The following is a 17,336-nucleotide window of genomic DNA, read 5'->3' as shown; positions in this document are numbered from 1 at the left end:
GGCAAACTGTTTGTCGGAATGAATAGACGTCAGACGAATCAAGCACGTCGGGTTTCGACGTGTCAGCCAGCTGGGCCTGCTTACCGGGGCCGCTGAGCCCGCCCAAACGAAGTAACGCGACCCCAGCAAGGAACAGAACGGAGCACCAGCCGTGCGAAAGATCGACCAGATTTACCTCGACGGGAAGTTCGTGACACCCCACGGGACCGAGCTATTTCCCCTCTACAATCCATCGACAGAAGAGCTGATCGGGGAGGTGCGCCTCGCCGACGAGACCGACGCCCGGGCTGCGGTCGCGGCAGCCAAGCGCGCCTTCGCCAGCTTTTCGAAGACCAGCGAACAAGAGCGCATCGCCATCCTGAACCGCCTGAGCGCCTCGTTCACCGCGCGTCTCGACGACCTCAAGGCGGCCATGGTTGAGGAGTACGGCGCGGTACGCGGCATCGTCGACGGCCTCCTCCCCCTGGCGCCCGGGATGTTCGACGCGGCCGCCAAGCTCCTTGAGTCGTACGAGTTCACCAAGACCCGCGGTACGACCACGGTCGTCATGGAACCGCTCGGCGTCGCCGCGGTGATCACTCCGTGGAACCTCAACGTCGTTTTCGTGGCGCAGAAGGTCGCGAACGCCATCGCCGCCGGGGCCACCGTCGTCGTCAAGCCCAGCGAACTCAGCGCGATCCAAACGCAGATCATGGCCGAGGCCTTCGACGCGGCGGACGTACCCGCCGGCGTGGTCAACATCGTGACCGGCCGCGGCGACGTGGTCGGCAACGTCCTGACGTCACACCCCGACGTCGCCAAGGTCGGCTTCACCGGGTCGACCGCGGCTGGACAGCAGATCATGCGCAACGCCGCCGACACCTTCAAGCGCCTCACGCTCGAACTCGGCGGGAAGGGGCCGACCATCCTGCTCGACGATGCCGACCTCCCCTCCGCCGTCTCCGCAGCGCTCACCTCCGGGTTCCTGAACAACGGCCAGACCTGCTTCGCCGGCACCCGGATCCTCGCCCCGCGGAGCAGGCTCGACGAGGTCCACCAGGCCATCAAGTCGGCCATGTCCGCGTTCAAGGTCGGCGACCCGCAGGACCCGACGACGGGCGTCGGGCCGGTGGTCAGCCAGACGCAGTTCGACCGCGTCCAGAGCTACATCCGCCTCGGCCAGGAGGAAGGCGCACGACTGCTGACCGGCGGCGAAGGCCGGCCAGAAGGCCTGGAGAAGGGCTGGTTCGTCAAGCCCACCATCTTCACCGGCGTCACCAACCAGATGCGCATCGCCCGCGAGGAGATCTTCGGCCCCGTTCTCGTCGTCATCCCCTTCGAGGACGACGACGAGGCGATCAACATCGCCAACGACACCCCCTACGGACTGCAAGCCCAGGTCTTCTCCAGCGATCCAGAGCGGGCGCAGCGCGTCGCCCGGCAGGTCGAGGCGGGCACGGTCCTCATCAACCGGGTCTTCGCTGACCCCGAGGCGCCATTCGGCGGAATCAAGCAGTCCGGCATCGGCCGCGAACACAGCACCTACGGACTGGAGGCATACCTCGAACCGCACGCCATCACCGCCTAACTAACACTCCAACGTCATTGGCTTCGGCGTTGGGCGTGGCGTGGGCATGGAGACGGCCACCGCGTTGATCATCGATGGTTTGTGAGGACAACCGAAGATCGTGCGGTGGCCGCGTGCCATGGCGTAGAACCCGCCGGGTGGCAGGTCACCCTGGACGAGGCGGTGACGCGTGTCGCTGACCGCTTCGTGCGGGCGACGATCCGCAGGCGATGCAGCGGCTGCTGCGTACAGCGGTCTCCAAAGTCAGACGAAGCTGGGTTTGGTCAGTCGCCAGGCGGCACCGATGAGGCCGACGTGCGAGAGCGTCAGGGGAGTGTTGCCCAGATGCGCGCCGGTACGAGGGTCGATCTGCTCGGCGAAGAGCCCGAGGTCGTTCGCCCGGGCGGCGGTGCGTTCGAAGAGCGCGGTGGCACGTTCCATCTCGCCCGCCATCGCCAGGCACTCGACCAGCCAGAATGTGCACACCACGAAACCGGCTGGCTCGTCCGGCCAACGCCGGACTAGTCCGTCGGTCGTCAACTCCGCCTCGATCGCCTCGATAGTGGCCCGCATCCGGGGGTCCGTGGCCGACACCATCCCCGTGAAGGGCAGGACCAGGACCGAGGCGTCCAGCTCCGACGAGCCGATCACCCCGGTGTACGCTCCCACCCGCTCGTTCCAGCCGTCGCGCAGCGTGGCGGCCCGAATCTCGTCGCGGGCGGCGGCCCACCGCGCCGGGTCCGCGCGGTGGCCGAGCATCGGCGCGAGCTTGATCGCACTGTCCAGCGCGCCCCAGCACAGCGCCTTGGACGCCAGGTAGTGTCGCCCGGAGCCGCGCTTCTCCCACATGCCGGCGTCCGGTTCTCGCCAGCGGGTGGCCTGCTCGGCGAGGCCGACCAGCAGCGCCTTCAACTCCTCCGACAACTCACCCAGATGGTCGCGGATGAGGTAGGCGCAGAGCAGCACTTCACCAGGCACGTCGTGCTGCCGCTGCCGCCAGGCGTCATTGCCGATCCGCACGGGCCGGCTGTCGGCGTATCCGCGTAGGTGGTCGAGGGAGTACTCGGAGAGGTCCCGCTCACCCATTACCCCGTACATGATCGGCACCGGTTGATCGCCGCTGCGGCCGGCGGAGCGGGCGGCCCAGTCGAAGAGCCGGCCGGCCTCCTCGGGGCAGGCAGTTACCCAGAGCGCCCGCATCGTCAGGAAGAAGTCACGCAGCCAGGCGTACCGGTAGTCGTAGTTGCGTGAACCGCCGAGGTCCTCCGGTAGCGAGGCGGTGACGGCGGCGACCACGGCTCCGCTGCGTTGGTAGGTCAAACCCTGGACGATCAGTCCGCTGCGCCGCACGAGGTCGGGGTAGCGGCCACCGTAATGGTGCAACTGGTTGAACGCGCGCCAGCTGTCGATAGTTTCAGCGAGCGAGGTCACCGGATCCAGCCGCGGCGGCGGCGGACCCCAGGCCGGCGCGTGCGCCAGGTCGAAAGGAAGCTTCTGGCCGGCGCGGACATCGAACTCGACGTACGCCCTGCCATCGGTGCACTCCAACGGAACGGGACTGCGCAGAGTCAGGGCCAGCGGGCCTGCCTCGACCCGAACCTCACCGTCGTGCTGGTGTAGGTACGGGGTGATCAGCCCGTACTCCGGGCGGGGGACGAACTCGGTGCACATCCGCACGGTGCCGGTGAGCCCCTCCACGATCCGGGCAAGCACCATCGGCGGATTGCTGTTCAGGCCATGGCCAGGCACCCCGGGCTCGGCCAGGAGGGCATCGGTGACAGCAACGCTGCCGCCGCTGGTGTGATGCACGGTCCGCAGCACCAACGTGCCGTCGACGTACGTCCGCTCGCTCCGATGGTCCGCCCCAGTCTTCGTGGGGTTGAGCGCCCAGTGCCCGGCGGCGGGATCGAGCACTCGGCCGAGCAGCGACGGTGCGTCGAACCGCCCTGGGCACCACCAGTCGATTGAGCCGCCCCGGCTGACCAGCGCGGCGGACGCGCAGTCGGAGAGCAAGCCATAATCGGCGATCGCGACATCGGACACGATAGCGACTACCCACACCCCAGCGGCTCACACTCCAACGTCACTTGATCTTCCGGCTGGCGCGGTGACAGTGGGATCGCCGGGGCTCGGGCATGGGAGGATCGTCGCCAGGTGGGCCAGTGCAGGGTGTGTGCTGGTGGTAGCGGCAAGGCGAGGACGAAGGCGTTGAGGAGTCGACGGATCTTGGCGACGGTCAACGCGATGATCTCCGGGTCGACGTCGGGCTGCTGGGAAGCAAGGATGGTCAGGACGGCTAGCGCGAGCATGGTCACGGTGATGAACCGCTGCCAGCCGGCCCAGCCGCCAACCTGGTAGTGGTCCAGGCCGACCTGGCCGTTTCCGCTCTGCAATAGTTCTTCGATGCTCCAGCGGGAGTCGCCGACAGTCACGAGGGTGTGCAGCGGAACCGGTCGCGGTGACCAACACAGGTAGAAGGCCCGCTCGCCGGTGGTGCGCTTGCGGCGGATGAGCAGCCACCGATGCTCACCGGGGGGAGCTGGTGATCCAGACCCACAGGTAGTCGCGGGGGCCTTCGGCGCCCGGCCCGCAGTTGTGTAACTGCCACTCGGTGGCGGGGATCCGGTCGGCGAGGCCGTCGACGCGCACCAGGGTGCGGCCGTCGTTGACGTGTACGCGTCGGTCGCAGCCAACGGCCAGGACGTAGCCGATTCTCTGGTGTTCCAGGTCATCGCGCAGGCCGGAGTCGGCGCCGTAGACCTCGTCGCCCGTCACCCAACCGACCGGGACACCGGCGTCCAACACGGCGGTGATCATCTTTCGGGCCGGGGCCGGCCTCGTGGCGAACCTGACGTCGTCCGGGACGCCCGCCCGTGGCGGCAAGTCGGTCGGGCTGGTCGCACCAGGTCGTCCCTGGCAGGTAGAGCCGACTGTCGATCAGCGCCCGCCCCGCGCGTGACACGTAGGCCAGGAATACCTCACCTGGCTGTTCTCCATACGCCCAGCGGTGCCGGTGTACTGCCGCCGGACCCGACCGAGCACAGGCCCTTTTTGAGGAAACCGGTCGCGTCGGTGACCAGCACCGCATCAGGGTGGCCGAGCTGCTCGATCAGCCAATCACGCACTTCATCGCGGACGGCGTCGCCGTCCCACACCACCGTACGCAGCAGCCGCTGCATCGCCTGCGGATCGGCGTGACCAGCCCGCTCCGCGAGGGACCAGCAGGTCTTCCCCACGCCGCCCAGATCCTCGACCTCAACCGTATGCTGGCCGCCAACCTCCCTCATATCCGCGCCCTGGTCACGGCCATATGCCCGGCTCTGCTCGACCACCCCCGGCATCGGCCCCGTCACCGCTGCAGTCGCCCTCATCGCCTGGTCCCACCACGGCCGCGTCCGCAGCGAAGCCGCCTACGCAGCCCTCGCCGGCGTCAGCCCCGTCCCCGCCGCTCAGGCCGCACCGTCCGCCTCCGCCTCAACCGCGGAGGCGACCGGACCCTCAACTCCCCTTCCACACCATCGCCAAAGCCCGCCAGCGATGCCACCACAACCGGCCAAGGACTACACCACCCGCCGCACCGCCGAAGGCCGGACACCATGCGATATCAATTGATGTCCGGGCTGCCTGCACCAGCCATGAGCGACAAAGGCAGCTTGAAGAGGCTCAGTGATTGCCGATTCTCAACATCAGCTGGGGTTTGACCCTTAGCATGGCGAGTGTGCCTGCAAATGACTGATCTCGCCGCCTCTGGAGTAGCCAGGATTCTGACACTCAGCCTGCGGTCGCGGCCACAACTCAGGGAGTGATCCATTATTCTCGATATGACTCAAACTCAGCGGATCCTGGACGCCGCCACTGCCAAGTCGAACGAACTCGGCATCGCAGTGTGCATCGTCGTCCTCGACGCGGGTGCAAACCTCAAGGCTTTCGTGCGGATGGATGGCGCGTATTTGGGGTCGATCGACGTGGCGATGAAAAAGGCAAAGAGCGCTGCCTTGTTCGAGTCTCCCAGTGAAGCACTTTGGGATTTCGTCAAGCCAGGCGGGACATCGCCGGGACTAGAACTTACCAATGAAGTCCTTGTGACCTTTGCCGGCGGCCTACCCCTCAAGGCAACGTCGGGCGTTACCGTTGGGGCTGTCGGCGTATCCGGAGGACAGGTTTCCCAAGATTCTGAAATCGCACAGGCCGGAGCCAAAGCGTTTTCCGCTTGATGAGAAGGAAGTATCAATGACCAAGACCATTCTAATCACCGGCGCTGGCTCTGGCTTCGGCGAAGGCGCGGCCATAGGCCTGGCTCGGGCGGGCCACAACGTCATCGCAACCGCTCAAATCGCACCACAGGTTAGCCACCTACGTCGCAAGGCGCAGGACCTCGGCGTTCAGTTGCGGATCGAGAAACTTGATCTGCACGATCCTTACGATGTGGCCTACGCCCACACCTGGGACATCGACATCCTGGTCAACAACGCAGCCATCGGAGAGTGTGGGCCCATCTCCGAAATTCCGCTGGACTTAGTCCGGCACACCTTCGAGACAAACGTGTTCCGACCCCTCTTTCTGACACAGGGCTTCGTCAAGCGCTGGGTCGCCGGAACGAAGGCCGGGAAAATCGTCTTCACTTCATCCATGGGCGGCTTGTTCACCCCTCCCGGCTACGCGGCCTACACCGCAACGAAGCACGCTATCGAAGGGATGGCAGAGTCGCTGCGGCAGGAACTTGATCCGTTTGGCATAAAAATCCAAACCATTAACCCGGGCGCCTACTTTACGGGATTCAACGAGACGATGGCCGACACGCCGTTCCGCTGGCTCGACGACTCCAAGAACTTTACGAAGCGGGCGGACATGCGGGCGCTGTTCCACAGCCTGCTCGAAACGCCGTCGGGCAAGCTTGACCCGCAGGAAATCATCAACGCGATGATCGAGATAATCCCCTCCGATGAGGGAAAGTATCGCAACGTGATCCCGCAATTCGTCGAGGACCAGATTAAACAGGATCAAGCCGAGAGGTGGGAGTCGCGCATTTGACATTTAGATGCATTGGGCACTTCATCGTGGATTTCGGCCCAGGCCCCGCCAGAGTCCTCAGGTTAGGGACTGTACAAATAGCGGCCCTGTCTCACTTTCGGTGATGGCGGAGGGTGGCAGGTGTCGTCGGTTCCTGTGTGGATGGTGTCAACAGACTTGTGCAGACGATGTTCTCGGGGCTGTCCCCGCTGGTCATCGGGGACGTGGTCGACGAGGGTGAGCGGATCGCGGTGCGGGCCCGGACGCCGCAGGACACCGCGGTCTGCCTGATGTGCGGGGCCTCGTCGGGACGGGCCCACGGCTATCACTGGCAAACGGTGGCCGATGTTCCGGTCGACGGCCGCCGGGTGGTCCGTGCGCGAATGCGGCGTCTGGCGTGTCCCAGGCGTGGCTGCCACCACACCTTCCGCGAGCAGGTTCCCGGGGTGCTGGAGCGATACCAGCGCCCACGGCCCGTCTGAACAGGCAGGTCAAAGCCGTGGTCAAGGAATTGGCGGGCCGGGCAGGGTCGCGTTTGCTGGCGATACTGGCCATGGGCCTGTCCCGTCACACGGCCCTGCTGCCCATTCCGTTGCCCACCGGGCGGACGCCCCGGGTGAGCCGAGACCGCGATCTACCCGCTCCCCCTGCGGGGAGCTTCCTCGCCACGACAGCAAAGATCCCCGCCCAACGGGACGGGGATCGCTCGAAACGCGAAGAGAAATCACGCTTCGTGGGGAAATAATGTGTCCGAGGCGATCGATACCGCAACCCCACCGACGCCGCACACAGACGCTGACACCATAATCGACTACCGCTGGTAGCTGCCCGCTCGGCCGGGTTTGCGGTGCAGCAGCACCCGATGCCATTGAGAACTATGAGCGCTGGACCACCAAGAGCTCATCGCGAGCACGGGTTGCCGCCACGTACACCAATGACCGGGCCCCCAGCTCGGCGTCGTGCCGCTCGATGGCATCCAGATCGTTGAGCCTGACCTTTTCGGCAGCCGATCGGGACCCCCCCATCGGCGAGTACGACCTTGGCGAACTCCATGCCCTTGGCCCTGTGCATGGTCATCACCAGCACCCGACCCTCTCCCGGGCGGTCACGGTCGACTGCCCGTGCGGGCACGCCGCGCTCGTTGAGCGCGTTGACGACCCGTTCCCGCTGGAACTTGTCGGGTACGAGCACCGCGATCGTCTCGGGTGTCGCCCCACCATCGCGCCTGAAGCGGATGCGGTCAGCGATGGTGTCGAGTTCGGCGACGAGCGATTCGACGGCTTCCACCGCTGGTGCCGGCCCCGATCGCGCCGAGCGGTAGCCGGTAAACTCCGCCCGCTCTTCGAGGTCGACGTAGTCGCCGCCGCCGAGCACGGCCATCGCGTAGCGCAGGTTCTGCGCGGTGGTGCGGTAGTTGAGGCTGAGCCGCTGCGACCGGCCGACAATCTTGATGCCGTACCGTCCCAGCACGGTTCGGCTGCCGTAGATGCGTTGGTGGGAGTCCTCGGCGATGAACAGGTCGTCCTCGCCCTCGGCGACCAGTGCGCGCAGCATCTGCCAGTGCGTCGGCAACCGCCGCCTGGCGCACGGACGGGTGCGTGGCCAGCGCGGCCTCGACCTCACCCAGCTCGATCCGGTAACCCGCGGACCGTCATCTGGTCGTCGGGGCGGCCCACAAACTCCAACACCGTCAGCCCGCCACCTGGTCAGATCACCCGTGCGATACATCCGGCCGCTGGGATTCTGAGGTGGCGAGGCCGAGTTCTGCTGTCCGCCGAACCCGCCTCAGCCGGGCAAGTAGCAGAGAAGAATCGATGCGTAGCGACTGGACCGCTCTGCCTCAGAGTGTCACGGCAGGGATCACCGAACGGGTCGGCGGAACCTTCGACGTCACCCCGGCTCCCAGCGTCGAAGTGATCCACGACCAGCAGGGCGTGCGGACGGACCCTCGGACACCAATCAGCTCGACTTCGTAGAACCGGTATGATCGTCCCTACCCAGGCCGCTGAAGGCGGCCGAGTCCGACGACGCAGAGCGTGACGGGAAATGACGACAGACATCGTCGGCAGAAGTGAAGTTCTTGCGACAATCGATGGATTCTGCGAGCACTCGCGCACCTCCGGGAAATCTTTGATCATTGTCGCCGATCCCGGTTTGGGTAAGACCACGCTGCTGCGATACGCCGCCCGGCGTTGGGCGACAGAGGGCGGCCGCGTTCTGGAGGTGACGGCGGTCGAGTTCGAAGCGGATATCAGTTTCGCAGGGCTGGTACAGATTGTGAGCCCGATCGTCGATTCGGTCCCCGGTGCCGAGGTTACGCGTGCCGCCATCCTGGAAGCCCTTCTCGATCCGAACACCTCTACGACACTGGACCGGATGGCGGTCACCGAAGCACTCCGGAATTTGCTCCGTGCCGCAGCTCACGATTCGCCGATCCTCGTCCTCGTCGACGACGTCCAGTGGCTCGACAGGTCAAGCGCCGCGGTGCTCACGCTCCTGGCCCGGCGGCTGACCGGAACGCGCGTCGGCCTTCTCGGGTCGACGCGACCGGCGGCCGAAGGTTTCTTCGAGCGAGCACGGCTCGACGAGTACGTGCTGGCCCCTCTCGACGAGCGGGCGGCGGCAGAGCTTTTGACGGCCCGTTATCCCGAGTTGCCGCCCGCGATCCGACGACAGGTGTTGGCCAGCGCGGCCGGGAACCCCTTGGCCCTCGTTGAACTGCCGCTGGTCCTCGCCGGCCCGGGTCCCGACAGTCCGAGGGCCGACCTTTCCGTCGTCCCGCTCAACCGCCGGCTCCAGGCGGCATTCTCGTCTCGAATTGCTGGTCTGCCGGATGCCACGCGACAGTCGCTGCTGCTCGCCGCTCTCGAGGCGACCGGAAGCCTCCGCGTCCTTGAGGTCGCGGCGGGTGAACGGCTCCTGGAGACACTGGCACCCGCGGAACGCGCTCGACTCGTCCACATAGCTGACCACGGCACAAGGCTGGTGTTCTCTCATCCGCTGACCCGATCGGCCGTCGTCGACGCCTCCACAGCCGCGCAGCGGCGCTCGGCGCACCGCCGGTTGGCCGAGGGCACCCGTGACGACCCGGACCGGCGGGTGTGGCATCTCGCACAGAGCAGCCTTGGACCTGATGAGCAAGCCGCCTCCTCGTTGGAAGAAGCGGGATACCGACTGCTCCGGCACGGCGACATCGTCGGCGCGGTCACCGCCCTCACCAACGCCTCGATGCTCAGTCCCGCCGACCCGCAGCGGGCTCGCCGCCTGGCTGTCGCGGCCTACCTCGGTGCTCGCCTGGCGGGCGGGCTCGCGGGAACCGGTGACGCGCTGCGCGAGGTGCGTCAGCTCGACGCTGGGCATCATCCCTCCCTGGACATGGCGGTGGCCACGTCATTCGTCATCCTCAACACCGACGGTGACGTCGACACGGCGCACCGCATCCTCGCTGGCGCGTTGGATGCCGTGGGCGAGGAGGCGCATTCGACCTTCCAGATCAGGGAAGCCCTACTCACCCTGCTGTACGTCTGCTTCTTCGGTGGGCGGAGCCATCTCTGGTCGGTCTTCGACGCGGTCGTGTCGCACCTGAACCACCCGGGCCTCGGCATCGTCGTTCTGATGCGGCACACGCACTCGGATCCAGCGAACGCCGCGGACGGCGCGTACCGACAGCTCGACCGGCTTGTCGAGGGCCTGGATCAGGTCAATGACCCCGGCGAGATCGTCCTGGTCGCCCTCGCCGGGTCGTGGGTGGACCGGCTCGGTGGCTGTCGGGCCGCCCTGCATCGCGCGCTGGAGCGGGGACGCACCGCGGACGACACGAATGTCATGACGCAGGCGTTGACCCTGCTGGCGCTGGACTCCTACTTCCTGGGCCAGTGGCAGGACAGCGAGCGGTACCTGGCCGAGGCGCTGTCCCTGACCAAGGAGCAGGGACTGCGGCTCTTCCGCTGGGCCATCGATCACTGGATCGCCACACTCGCCGCTGTGCGCGGCGACGACGTGACCGCGCGACGGATCACCGACGAACTCATCTACTGGGCCGTACCTCGAGGTGTGACCGTGGTGAGCCATCTCTGCCACTACACCCGGACCCTGCTCGCGCTGGGTTCGCAGGACTACGAGGAGGCGTACCGGGAGGCGACGTCTATAGGCCCTGCCGGCACGATCCCGCCTTTCCGTCCGGTGGCGATCTGGATGGTGCTCGACGTGGTCGAGGCCGCCATTCGAACCAACCGCCACGCGGAAGCCCAGGCGCACGTTGCCGCGGCTCGTGTGGCGCGACTGGAGACGCTCTCCGGCCGGCTCGATATGTTGGTGACGGCCGCCGAGGCACTCGTCTCCGCCGAGGACATCGCGACAAGCCTGTTCGACCGGGCGCTCGCGACACCGGAGGCCGAGCGGTGGCCGTTCGACCAGGCCCGCGTCGAACTCTTGTTCGGTCAGCATCTCCGACGAATCAGGTCGGCGCGTGCCGCGCGGGAACACCTCGGACGGGCCCGCAGGACGTTCGAACGCCTTGGAGCCGACAGGTGGGCGCGAAGCGCTCGCCGAGAGCTCAGAGCAGCGGGCCAGCGAACGGGAACGGCCCTCCAGCCAGGCCGCGCGCCCCTGACCGGCCGGGAACACCTCATCGCCCAGATGGCCGCGACCGGCATGACCAACAAGGAAATCGGCGAAGAGCTGTTCCTCTCGGCGCGAACCGTCGGCGCGCACCTCTACCGCGTCTTCCCCAAACTCGGCATCACCTCGCGGGCGGGCCTGCGAGACGCCCTCACGATCATGGACGAGACCCGCACAAACGAGCACGGGTGAGGCCGCGGACCACGGTGCACGGCAGACGTGCCGCCGCGTGCGGCGCGGGCCCCACCGGCCCACACCGCGCGCAGAGGACTCGTCACGCGGAGGCGAGTTCGTCCCCGATGAGCCGTGCGAGCGCCGCCGGCTGTGACAGGAACGGCGAGTGGGACGTGGCCATCCGCGCGACCCGGTCGGCCCGGGTGGCGAAATACTCCTGCGCGACCGGCGGGAGGGCGTTGTCGGACTCGCAGACGACGTACGTGCTCGGGATGGCGTGCCACGCGGCCCTGGTCTGCTCCTGAGTCTTCGAGATGTATGACTGGTATCCCAGCTGCGTCACGGCCTGCCGGGCGATGTCGGGGTCGACGTCGCCGTAGAACACCGTGATGGGATCCACCGGCTCCACGTAGTCACCGGCATCGGCACCGTCGTGGATCTTCCACCACGGCGCCGGGGCACCTCCGGCGCTGGACAGCAGCGATTCTCCGGTCTCGATCTGGAACGCAGCGAGGTAGATGATCCGCCGAACGTTGTCGGCGCCGACCAGGCCCTCGCTGGTGGGGATGCCGCCGTACGAGTGGGCCACGACGACGACGGGGCCGCCGATCTCGGCAACGGCCTTCTCGATGAGTGCTGCGTCCTGGTGCATGTCACCCAGCTTCTCCGGGTCGTCACCGCTGCTGGACAGAGCGACGATGTGGACGTCGACATCCCGTAGTTCGGCCTTCAGGAGCGCCAGATGCTCGGGCTTGTGCCAGGCGCCCGGAACGAGAACGAGTGATGGCAGGGACAACGGAACCTCCGAGTACGGGTGATGGGCCGAGCTGGCTCATGAACTGATCCGCCAAGTCGTGCCGCGATCGGACCACGACGGCGTCGACCAGAAGTGCGTCCACGGTTCGCGCTACGGGAGTCGCGATCCTCGGCGCCGGCCCTACGGCCGCCCGCCGGTGCGGCGTCGAACAGGCGGGACGGTCCCGCCGTCACGTCGGCGAGCACGGCAGGGCGGGTCACAGAACAGGAGTCAGCACAGGCGTCGCTCTCATTTCCTGGGCGCTTCCTGCGCCCGTCACAAGAGTCTTGCGCTGCGTGGTGCGTACGGCATCAGTCATGTGACTGCACCTCGCCCGGAGGCCAACGCCCGGAAGGGGCAGGCTGAGCGAAGGTGGGGGTGTCGCGGCTGGCCGGGAAGACCCGCAGGCCAGAAGCCGCGACCGCATCGCGGCGGAAGGGTGGCCTCGGGTGCGTCGGGCGTCCTGGCGTCGAGTGACCTGCTCGGCAGGTCGGGGCACGTCCGTGCTGTCAGAGCGCTGAACGCGGACCCGGTCGCCTGGCCAAGGTGAACGCTCGGCGACGCTGCGCCGGCGGGTCCGCTCAACGGCGGCTATACGGCGACGAAAGTCACGTCGTCGAGGGCGACGGCCCTGCCGTTTTCATCGGTGAACGCCACGTCGAGCTGCGCGCCCGTGCTGCGGCTGCGACGCTGCGCGCTGGGCCCGGTCGCCGGTGCGCAGTACCGATCGCCCCACTGCTGAAGCGCGCCGAGGACGATCCGCAATTCCTCGCCCGCGGGCGTGAGGTGGTACTCGTACCGACTGCGGTGACCCGGCTCATGGTACGGGCGCTTGTTCATGATGCCGGCCTTGACCAGGGTGGCCAGGCGGTTGCTCAGCAGGTCGGTGGAGATCTCTAGCGCGTCGTTGAACTGCCCGAATCGGGTGCTTCCCGACAAGGCTTCGCGGAGGATGAGGAAGGTCCAGCGTTCGCCAACAATCTCCAGGCTACGGGCGATTGAGCAGACCGGGGACTCCTGATCAAGCGTCACCTTCTTCATGGGCCCAGAGTACATCTGGCTTGCCATTCCAAAGTCACGTGCTAGCTTTGAATTTCGGAGTCAGGGGTTGGCCGCTACCCGAGCGCCGATACCCCGTAAAGCAACGGAGATCCACATGCCGCAGATCCACGTACGCCAGCACAGCGCCACCTACTGGCGGGCGACCTTCGACCACGGTCCGGTCAACCTGATGGGCCCGGACATGCTCTACGAACTCGATGCCCTGGTGTCACGGCTGGAGACCGATCCCGACGTGCAGGTCGTCGTCTTCGACAGCGCCAACCCCGACTACTTCATCGCCCACTGGGACATGGCGGCCGATCCGCAAACCGTCGTCGACATGGCGACCGAAAGCTCCAAGCGGCGCGGTATGCACCCGTACACCGACGTCTTGACCCGGCTGAGCCGGCTGCCCGTCGTCACCATCGCCTCAGTGCGCGGACGTGTCCGGGGCGCCGGCAGCGAGTTCATCCTGGCCTGCGACATCCGGTTCGCCAGCCGAGAGCGCGCCGTACTCGGACAGTTCGAGGTCGGGTTGGGCGCCGTACCCGGCGGCGGCACGACGGCCTGGCTGCCTCGCCTGATGGGACGGGGCCGGGCGCTGGAGGTGCTACTGGGCGCTGACGACTTCCCAGGCGACCTGGCCGAGCGGTACGGGTACGTCAACCGGGCCCTGCCCGACGGCGAGTTGGACGAGTTCGTCGGCGGCTTCGCCAGCCGGATCGCCGGCTTCGACAAGGAGGCGATCGTGGAGACGAAGGCGCTGGTCGACCGCGTCGACCTGCCGTCGGACGACGAGTTTGTCGCCGCCCTCGGCGGCTATTTCGCCTCCTTCTCCCGCCCCGGCACCCAGGCTCGCGCGGCAGCGTTGTTCGAGCTCGGTGTACAGCAGCCCGGCGATGGCGAACTCCGGCTTGGTCATCACGTAGCGCAGTTCAAGGGAGACGCCGGGGCACAACGCTAACCGGTTCTTCAGGTGAGCAGGAGCCGCCGAATTCCGCGGTGGCTCTGCTCACCGACTACTCCTCTACTGGTGCTACGACCGCAGCCAGTCCGGGCTTCTCGATAGCCGTCTTCGGTGCGGCAGTTCCCCTCGCACCACACCGGGCACTGCGGCTCAGCCGGCTTTGCAGGTGGAAGCAGGTAGCCGGCGTGCGACCACATGGCGAAGTCCACCACCGCATCCATCGCAGGTCGCCCTCCAGGCCGAGTTCGGGCCGCTGGGCGACCCGATCTGAGCCTCCGGACACGTCTCACTCCGGCGGCAGCCCGAACAGCCGGAAAAACCGCTGGGCCGCCGCCGGATCACCGGTCAGCTCCAACTCCCCCGCGTCGATCGCCGCCGGCACGGTCAGGTCGGTGAAAATCAGCCGCCACAGTGTCCGTACGTCGGCACGCATCGTCGCGTGCACGTCCACGCGCGCCCCGCGAGTGACCCGGACCTCGGTGGGCGCCACCGCCACGTCGAACGCGTCCGCGTCGACCAGGAGCCGGACGGCCAGCGTCGGCGCGTCTTCCGCCGGCGGCAGATAGAGCGCCTTGAGCAGCAGCATGAACGCGTCGGTGCTCATCTCGGCGTCGTGCGCGGCGGGTACCCGCGCGCCCCAGCAGCCCAGAGCGATCAGCACCGGCTCGAGTTGCTGACCCCGTTTCGTCAGCTCGTACACATGGGCGCTGACCGGCGGACCGAGTTCCACCCGGCGCACCACGCCGCTCTCCTCCAGCTCGCGCAGGCGCTGGCTGAGCACATTCTGGCTGGCTTTAGGTAGGCCGTGACGCAGGTCCCGGAACCGCTTCGGACCGAAGATCAGCTCGCGTACGACCAGCAGTGCCCACCGCTCGCCGACGACGTCCATTGCCAGGGCGGCCCCGCAGGCTTCCTCATAACTCCGCTGTGACATGGCTCAAGGGTACGAGCGCCTACCATTCAGTGCTACAGTCACACCATCCAGTCCTAACTTAGGAGCGATAAATGGACGCACTCCTCTCCCGCGTAATCGAGGCCCACGGCGGGCTCGACCGCTGGAAGACGTTTTCCACCCTCACCGCGCGGATCACCTACGGCGGCCCGTTCTGGGAGTTCAAGGGCCACCCCGAGTTCGTCGGCACCGAACTGGTCGAGGCGAACCTTCAGGATGAGCGCGTCCGGCACGTCCAGGAGTCGACCGGCCGGACGACCGAGTTCGACCTCAAGGCCAACCGGGTCACCGTCACCGGCCCGGACGGCACGGTGATCGAGCAGCTGGACGACCCGCGCGCCACCTTCGCCGGGTACACCCCGGAAACCCCGTGGAGCCTGGCCCAGATCGCCTACTTCCGCAGCTACGCCACCTGGCACTACCTGGTCGAGCCGTACGTGTTCACCTGGCCGGGAGTGGAGGCGCACGAGGTCGAACCGTGGATCGAGAACGGCGAGACGTGGCGGGTGCTCAGCGTGACCTTCCCCGAGTCGATCCACACCCACAACACCACCCAGCTGTACTACTTCGACGACGCCGGCCTGCTACGCCGGATGGACTACCAGCCGGACGTGAACGGCCGCACCCCGGTCGCGCACTACGTCCGGGCACACCAGACCGTGGACGGCATCCCGGTCAGCAACAAGCGGCACATCCACACCCGCAACGAGGACCGCACCCCGGACCTGTCCTGGCTGCCGATCGAACTCGATCTCAGCGACATCACAATCCGCTGACCTCGGATGCTGCCCCGGCCATCCGGAGTTCACGTTCGACCGGGGACGCCTCGCGCCGGGCGGGAGCACAACCCGCTCCCGCCCGGCGCGAGGCTCAGGCGACCGCGCAGGTCAGCCCGTTGAGCGTGAACCCGACAGGTTCCCCCGCAGCGTCCAGGGCGACCCTCGTTGAGCAGGTCCAACGCCCAGCCGGCATCACGCCGTGCCGCTCGGCGAGGTCCTCATACGCCGAGCGGGTCCACGTCGGCTGCGTCGCCAGGGACCGCAGGAGTTCGCTGTGCACGGCATCCAAACCGGGAATGAGGGCTTGCGTGGTGGGCTGAGCTGCCGGCGCGCCATTGGCGCCGACATCGCGGCCGGCTGGGGTGAAGGCGGTTCGTCGTCAGTGAAGATGGTCGACAGCAGCGCCGAGACGGCCGCCGTCTCGGCCAGCCTCACGGCGATGACGTCTTCGTCGAGAACAACGCCGGAAGCCCCTGCTGGTACTCGTTGACCGTTGCCCCAGGTAGATGGTCGGTGAGCTGCCGCTGGTGCGGGCGGCAGTGTGTATCCCGCTGGTGTCAGGCGGGTTCTTCCTGCCAATCCGAAGCGTCGGGTCAATGAGCGCAGGCTCGGTCCCGCCCTGGGAGCCGTCAGATGCCTGCCGACGTAGACCAAACCTCCCGGGCTCGGATATTCCGGCGACGGTCGTCGGCTGTCCGGCCGGAACCCAGATCGTCTGCTGGCTCGCGGTCCGGACCGGCGGAGCCACCTGTCTAGGTGTCGCCGGCTGGTGCCACGCAGGCGCAGGCTGACCCGCCACCACACGACCGGCCGGGCCGGATCCCTGATCTTGCGCCGCAATACGTCGGAGCCTGTCGAAGAAGCCCACACAACCCCCACTCCCCCATGACCAGCGACTCTTGTCACCGCGCAGGTCAGGTGTCGACCGCCTGCTCCTGGCCCGCCCGACCTACCTCGCACCTTTCCGCCCGGTCAAGGCGCCCGCAAACAGAGCGGACCAAAGCCTAGGTTGTGCCCCTTCGTGGCGAGGACCTTACTTTCGGTCGGAAAGTGGCACTGATGGATCAGGGATGATCGGCCGATGGCGTAAGCCGGGTACGCCAGGGGGCGGGGGGAGCAGCGAACGCCTGGCTCACCGGTCAAGCGCGGAAACCACAGTGGCAGCTGTGAGGCGAAGCTAACGCCCTGCCCGGCGGCGCCCGCCGGCGGCGCCGCGTTGCTGAACCAGCAAGCATCGCGCCGACGGCTAGCTCCGTTGTCACGCTGCGCCGCTTGGCGCTGCCGGTCAGCCAGCAGCTAGATACGATAGATATCACCAAAAAGGGTGATCGATCGGCACGAGGCGTCCGATCCCTCGGTCACGTCCGCGCTGGTGGTGTAGGAGACGACCATCGCAGGATCCGGTCTGATTTTAAGCGGCGATCGGGGTGGGATCGGCCTGGTCGGTGTCG

The 17,336-nt window shown here is 67.1% G+C and carries 13 protein-coding genes and 4 pseudogenes; 8 read left to right on the top strand and 9 right to left on the bottom strand.

The window, feature by feature from the left end:
- Window positions 1–151 precede the first annotated feature (151 nt).
- Complete coding sequence (locus tag ACIA47_RS32255) at window positions 152–1,567, top strand: aldehyde dehydrogenase family protein (RefSeq protein ID WP_396712197.1); 1,416 nt, start codon at window positions 152–154, stop codon at window positions 1,565–1,567.
- A 243-nt stretch (window positions 1,568–1,810) separates the two neighbouring features.
- Here the strand turns inward: ACIA47_RS32255 and ACIA47_RS32250 are convergent, their stop codons facing one another.
- The 4 genes from ACIA47_RS32250 to ACIA47_RS32235 all read right to left on the bottom strand — a co-directional run bounded on the left by ACIA47_RS32250 (window position 1,811) and on the right by ACIA47_RS32235 (window position 4,725).
- The gene (locus ACIA47_RS32250; RefSeq protein ID WP_396712195.1) at window positions 1,811–3,589 is read right to left on the bottom strand and encodes a glycoside hydrolase family 15 protein; all 1,779 of its coding nucleotides are present in this window, start codon (window positions 3,587–3,589) and stop codon (window positions 1,811–1,813) included.
- Between the two features lie 8 nt (window positions 3,590–3,597).
- Window positions 3,598–3,978 carry a hypothetical protein gene (locus ACIA47_RS32245; protein ID WP_396712193.1) on the bottom strand — a complete coding sequence of 127 codons (381 nt, stop codon included), beginning with the start codon at window positions 3,976–3,978 and terminating at the stop codon, window positions 3,598–3,600.
- A 94-nt stretch (window positions 3,979–4,072) separates the two neighbouring features.
- On the bottom strand, window positions 4,073–4,363 hold the full coding sequence (locus tag ACIA47_RS32240) for a hypothetical protein (protein ID WP_396712191.1): 291 nt from the start codon (window positions 4,361–4,363) through the stop codon (window positions 4,073–4,075).
- A gap of 161 nt (window positions 4,364–4,524) precedes the next feature.
- Entirely contained in the window at window positions 4,525–4,725 is a 201-nt protein-coding gene (locus ACIA47_RS32235; protein WP_396712224.1) for a transposase, read from the bottom strand.
- A gap of 121 nt (window positions 4,726–4,846) precedes the next feature.
- Between ACIA47_RS32235 and ACIA47_RS32230 the strand changes: the two are divergent.
- From ACIA47_RS32230 to ACIA47_RS32215, 4 genes and pseudogenes are all read left to right on the top strand, one after another.
- Window positions 4,847–5,052, top strand: a pseudogene (locus ACIA47_RS32230) (transposase); the annotation flags it as partial.
- A 315-nt stretch (window positions 5,053–5,367) separates the two neighbouring features.
- Complete coding sequence (locus tag ACIA47_RS32225; RefSeq protein ID WP_396712189.1) at window positions 5,368–5,760, top strand: heme-binding protein; 393 nt, start codon at window positions 5,368–5,370, stop codon at window positions 5,758–5,760.
- Between the two features lie 16 nt (window positions 5,761–5,776).
- The gene (locus tag ACIA47_RS32220; RefSeq protein WP_396712187.1) at window positions 5,777–6,577 is read left to right on the top strand and encodes an SDR family oxidoreductase; all 801 of its coding nucleotides are present in this window, start codon (window positions 5,777–5,779) and stop codon (window positions 6,575–6,577) included.
- A gap of 167 nt (window positions 6,578–6,744) precedes the next feature.
- Window positions 6,745–7,175, top strand: a pseudogene (locus ACIA47_RS32215) (ISL3 family transposase); the annotation flags it as partial.
- A 256-nt stretch (window positions 7,176–7,431) separates the two neighbouring features.
- Here the strand turns inward: ACIA47_RS32215 and ACIA47_RS32210 are convergent.
- Window positions 7,432–8,125: pseudogene (locus tag ACIA47_RS32210) on the bottom strand (3'-5' exonuclease); the annotation flags it as partial.
- Between the two features lie 477 nt (window positions 8,126–8,602).
- On the opposite strand from ACIA47_RS32210, the gene ACIA47_RS32205 reads away from it, so the two are divergent.
- The gene (locus ACIA47_RS32205) at window positions 8,603–11,368 is read left to right on the top strand and encodes an ATP-binding protein (protein WP_396712185.1); all 2,766 of its coding nucleotides are present in this window, start codon (window positions 8,603–8,605) and stop codon (window positions 11,366–11,368) included.
- 82 nt (window positions 11,369–11,450) lie between these two features.
- Here the strand turns inward: ACIA47_RS32205 and ACIA47_RS32200 are convergent, their stop codons facing one another.
- Together ACIA47_RS32200 and ACIA47_RS32195 are read right to left on the bottom strand one after the other, a co-directional pair.
- On the bottom strand, window positions 11,451–12,146 hold the full coding sequence (locus ACIA47_RS32200) for an alpha/beta hydrolase (RefSeq protein ID WP_396712183.1): 696 nt from the start codon (window positions 12,144–12,146) through the stop codon (window positions 11,451–11,453).
- Between the two features lie 591 nt (window positions 12,147–12,737).
- A complete protein-coding gene (locus tag ACIA47_RS32195) occupies window positions 12,738–13,187 on the bottom strand; it encodes a winged helix-turn-helix transcriptional regulator (RefSeq protein ID WP_396712181.1) in 450 nt (149 codons plus the stop codon).
- 115 nt (window positions 13,188–13,302) lie between these two features.
- Between ACIA47_RS32195 and ACIA47_RS32190 the strand changes: the two genes are divergently transcribed.
- The gene (locus tag ACIA47_RS32190) at window positions 13,303–14,151 is read left to right on the top strand and encodes an enoyl-CoA hydratase/isomerase family protein (protein WP_396712179.1); all 849 of its coding nucleotides are present in this window, start codon (window positions 13,303–13,305) and stop codon (window positions 14,149–14,151) included.
- A gap of 289 nt (window positions 14,152–14,440) precedes the next feature.
- Here ACIA47_RS32190 and ACIA47_RS32185 read toward each other — a convergent pair whose 3' ends face one another.
- Window positions 14,441–15,088 carry a winged helix-turn-helix transcriptional regulator gene (locus ACIA47_RS32185; protein WP_396712178.1) on the bottom strand — a complete coding sequence of 216 codons (648 nt, stop codon included), beginning with the start codon at window positions 15,086–15,088 and terminating at the stop codon, window positions 14,441–14,443.
- A 71-nt stretch (window positions 15,089–15,159) separates the two neighbouring features.
- Between ACIA47_RS32185 and ACIA47_RS32180 the strand changes: the two genes are divergently transcribed.
- Complete coding sequence (locus tag ACIA47_RS32180; protein WP_396712176.1) at window positions 15,160–15,882, top strand: hypothetical protein; 723 nt, start codon at window positions 15,160–15,162, stop codon at window positions 15,880–15,882.
- Between the two features lie 94 nt (window positions 15,883–15,976).
- Here the strand turns inward: ACIA47_RS32180 and ACIA47_RS32175 are convergent.
- A pseudogene (locus ACIA47_RS32175) lies at window positions 15,977–16,189 on the bottom strand (tellurite resistance TerB C-terminal domain-containing protein); the annotation flags it as partial.
- Window positions 16,190–17,336 lie beyond the last annotated feature (1,147 nt).

Origin of the sequence: Micromonospora sp. NPDC051227 (assembly GCF_044455385.1) — a bacterium.
Classification (GTDB): domain Bacteria; phylum Actinomycetota; class Actinomycetes; order Mycobacteriales; family Micromonosporaceae; genus Micromonospora.
This window is presented reverse-complemented; position numbering and strand designations above follow the sequence as displayed.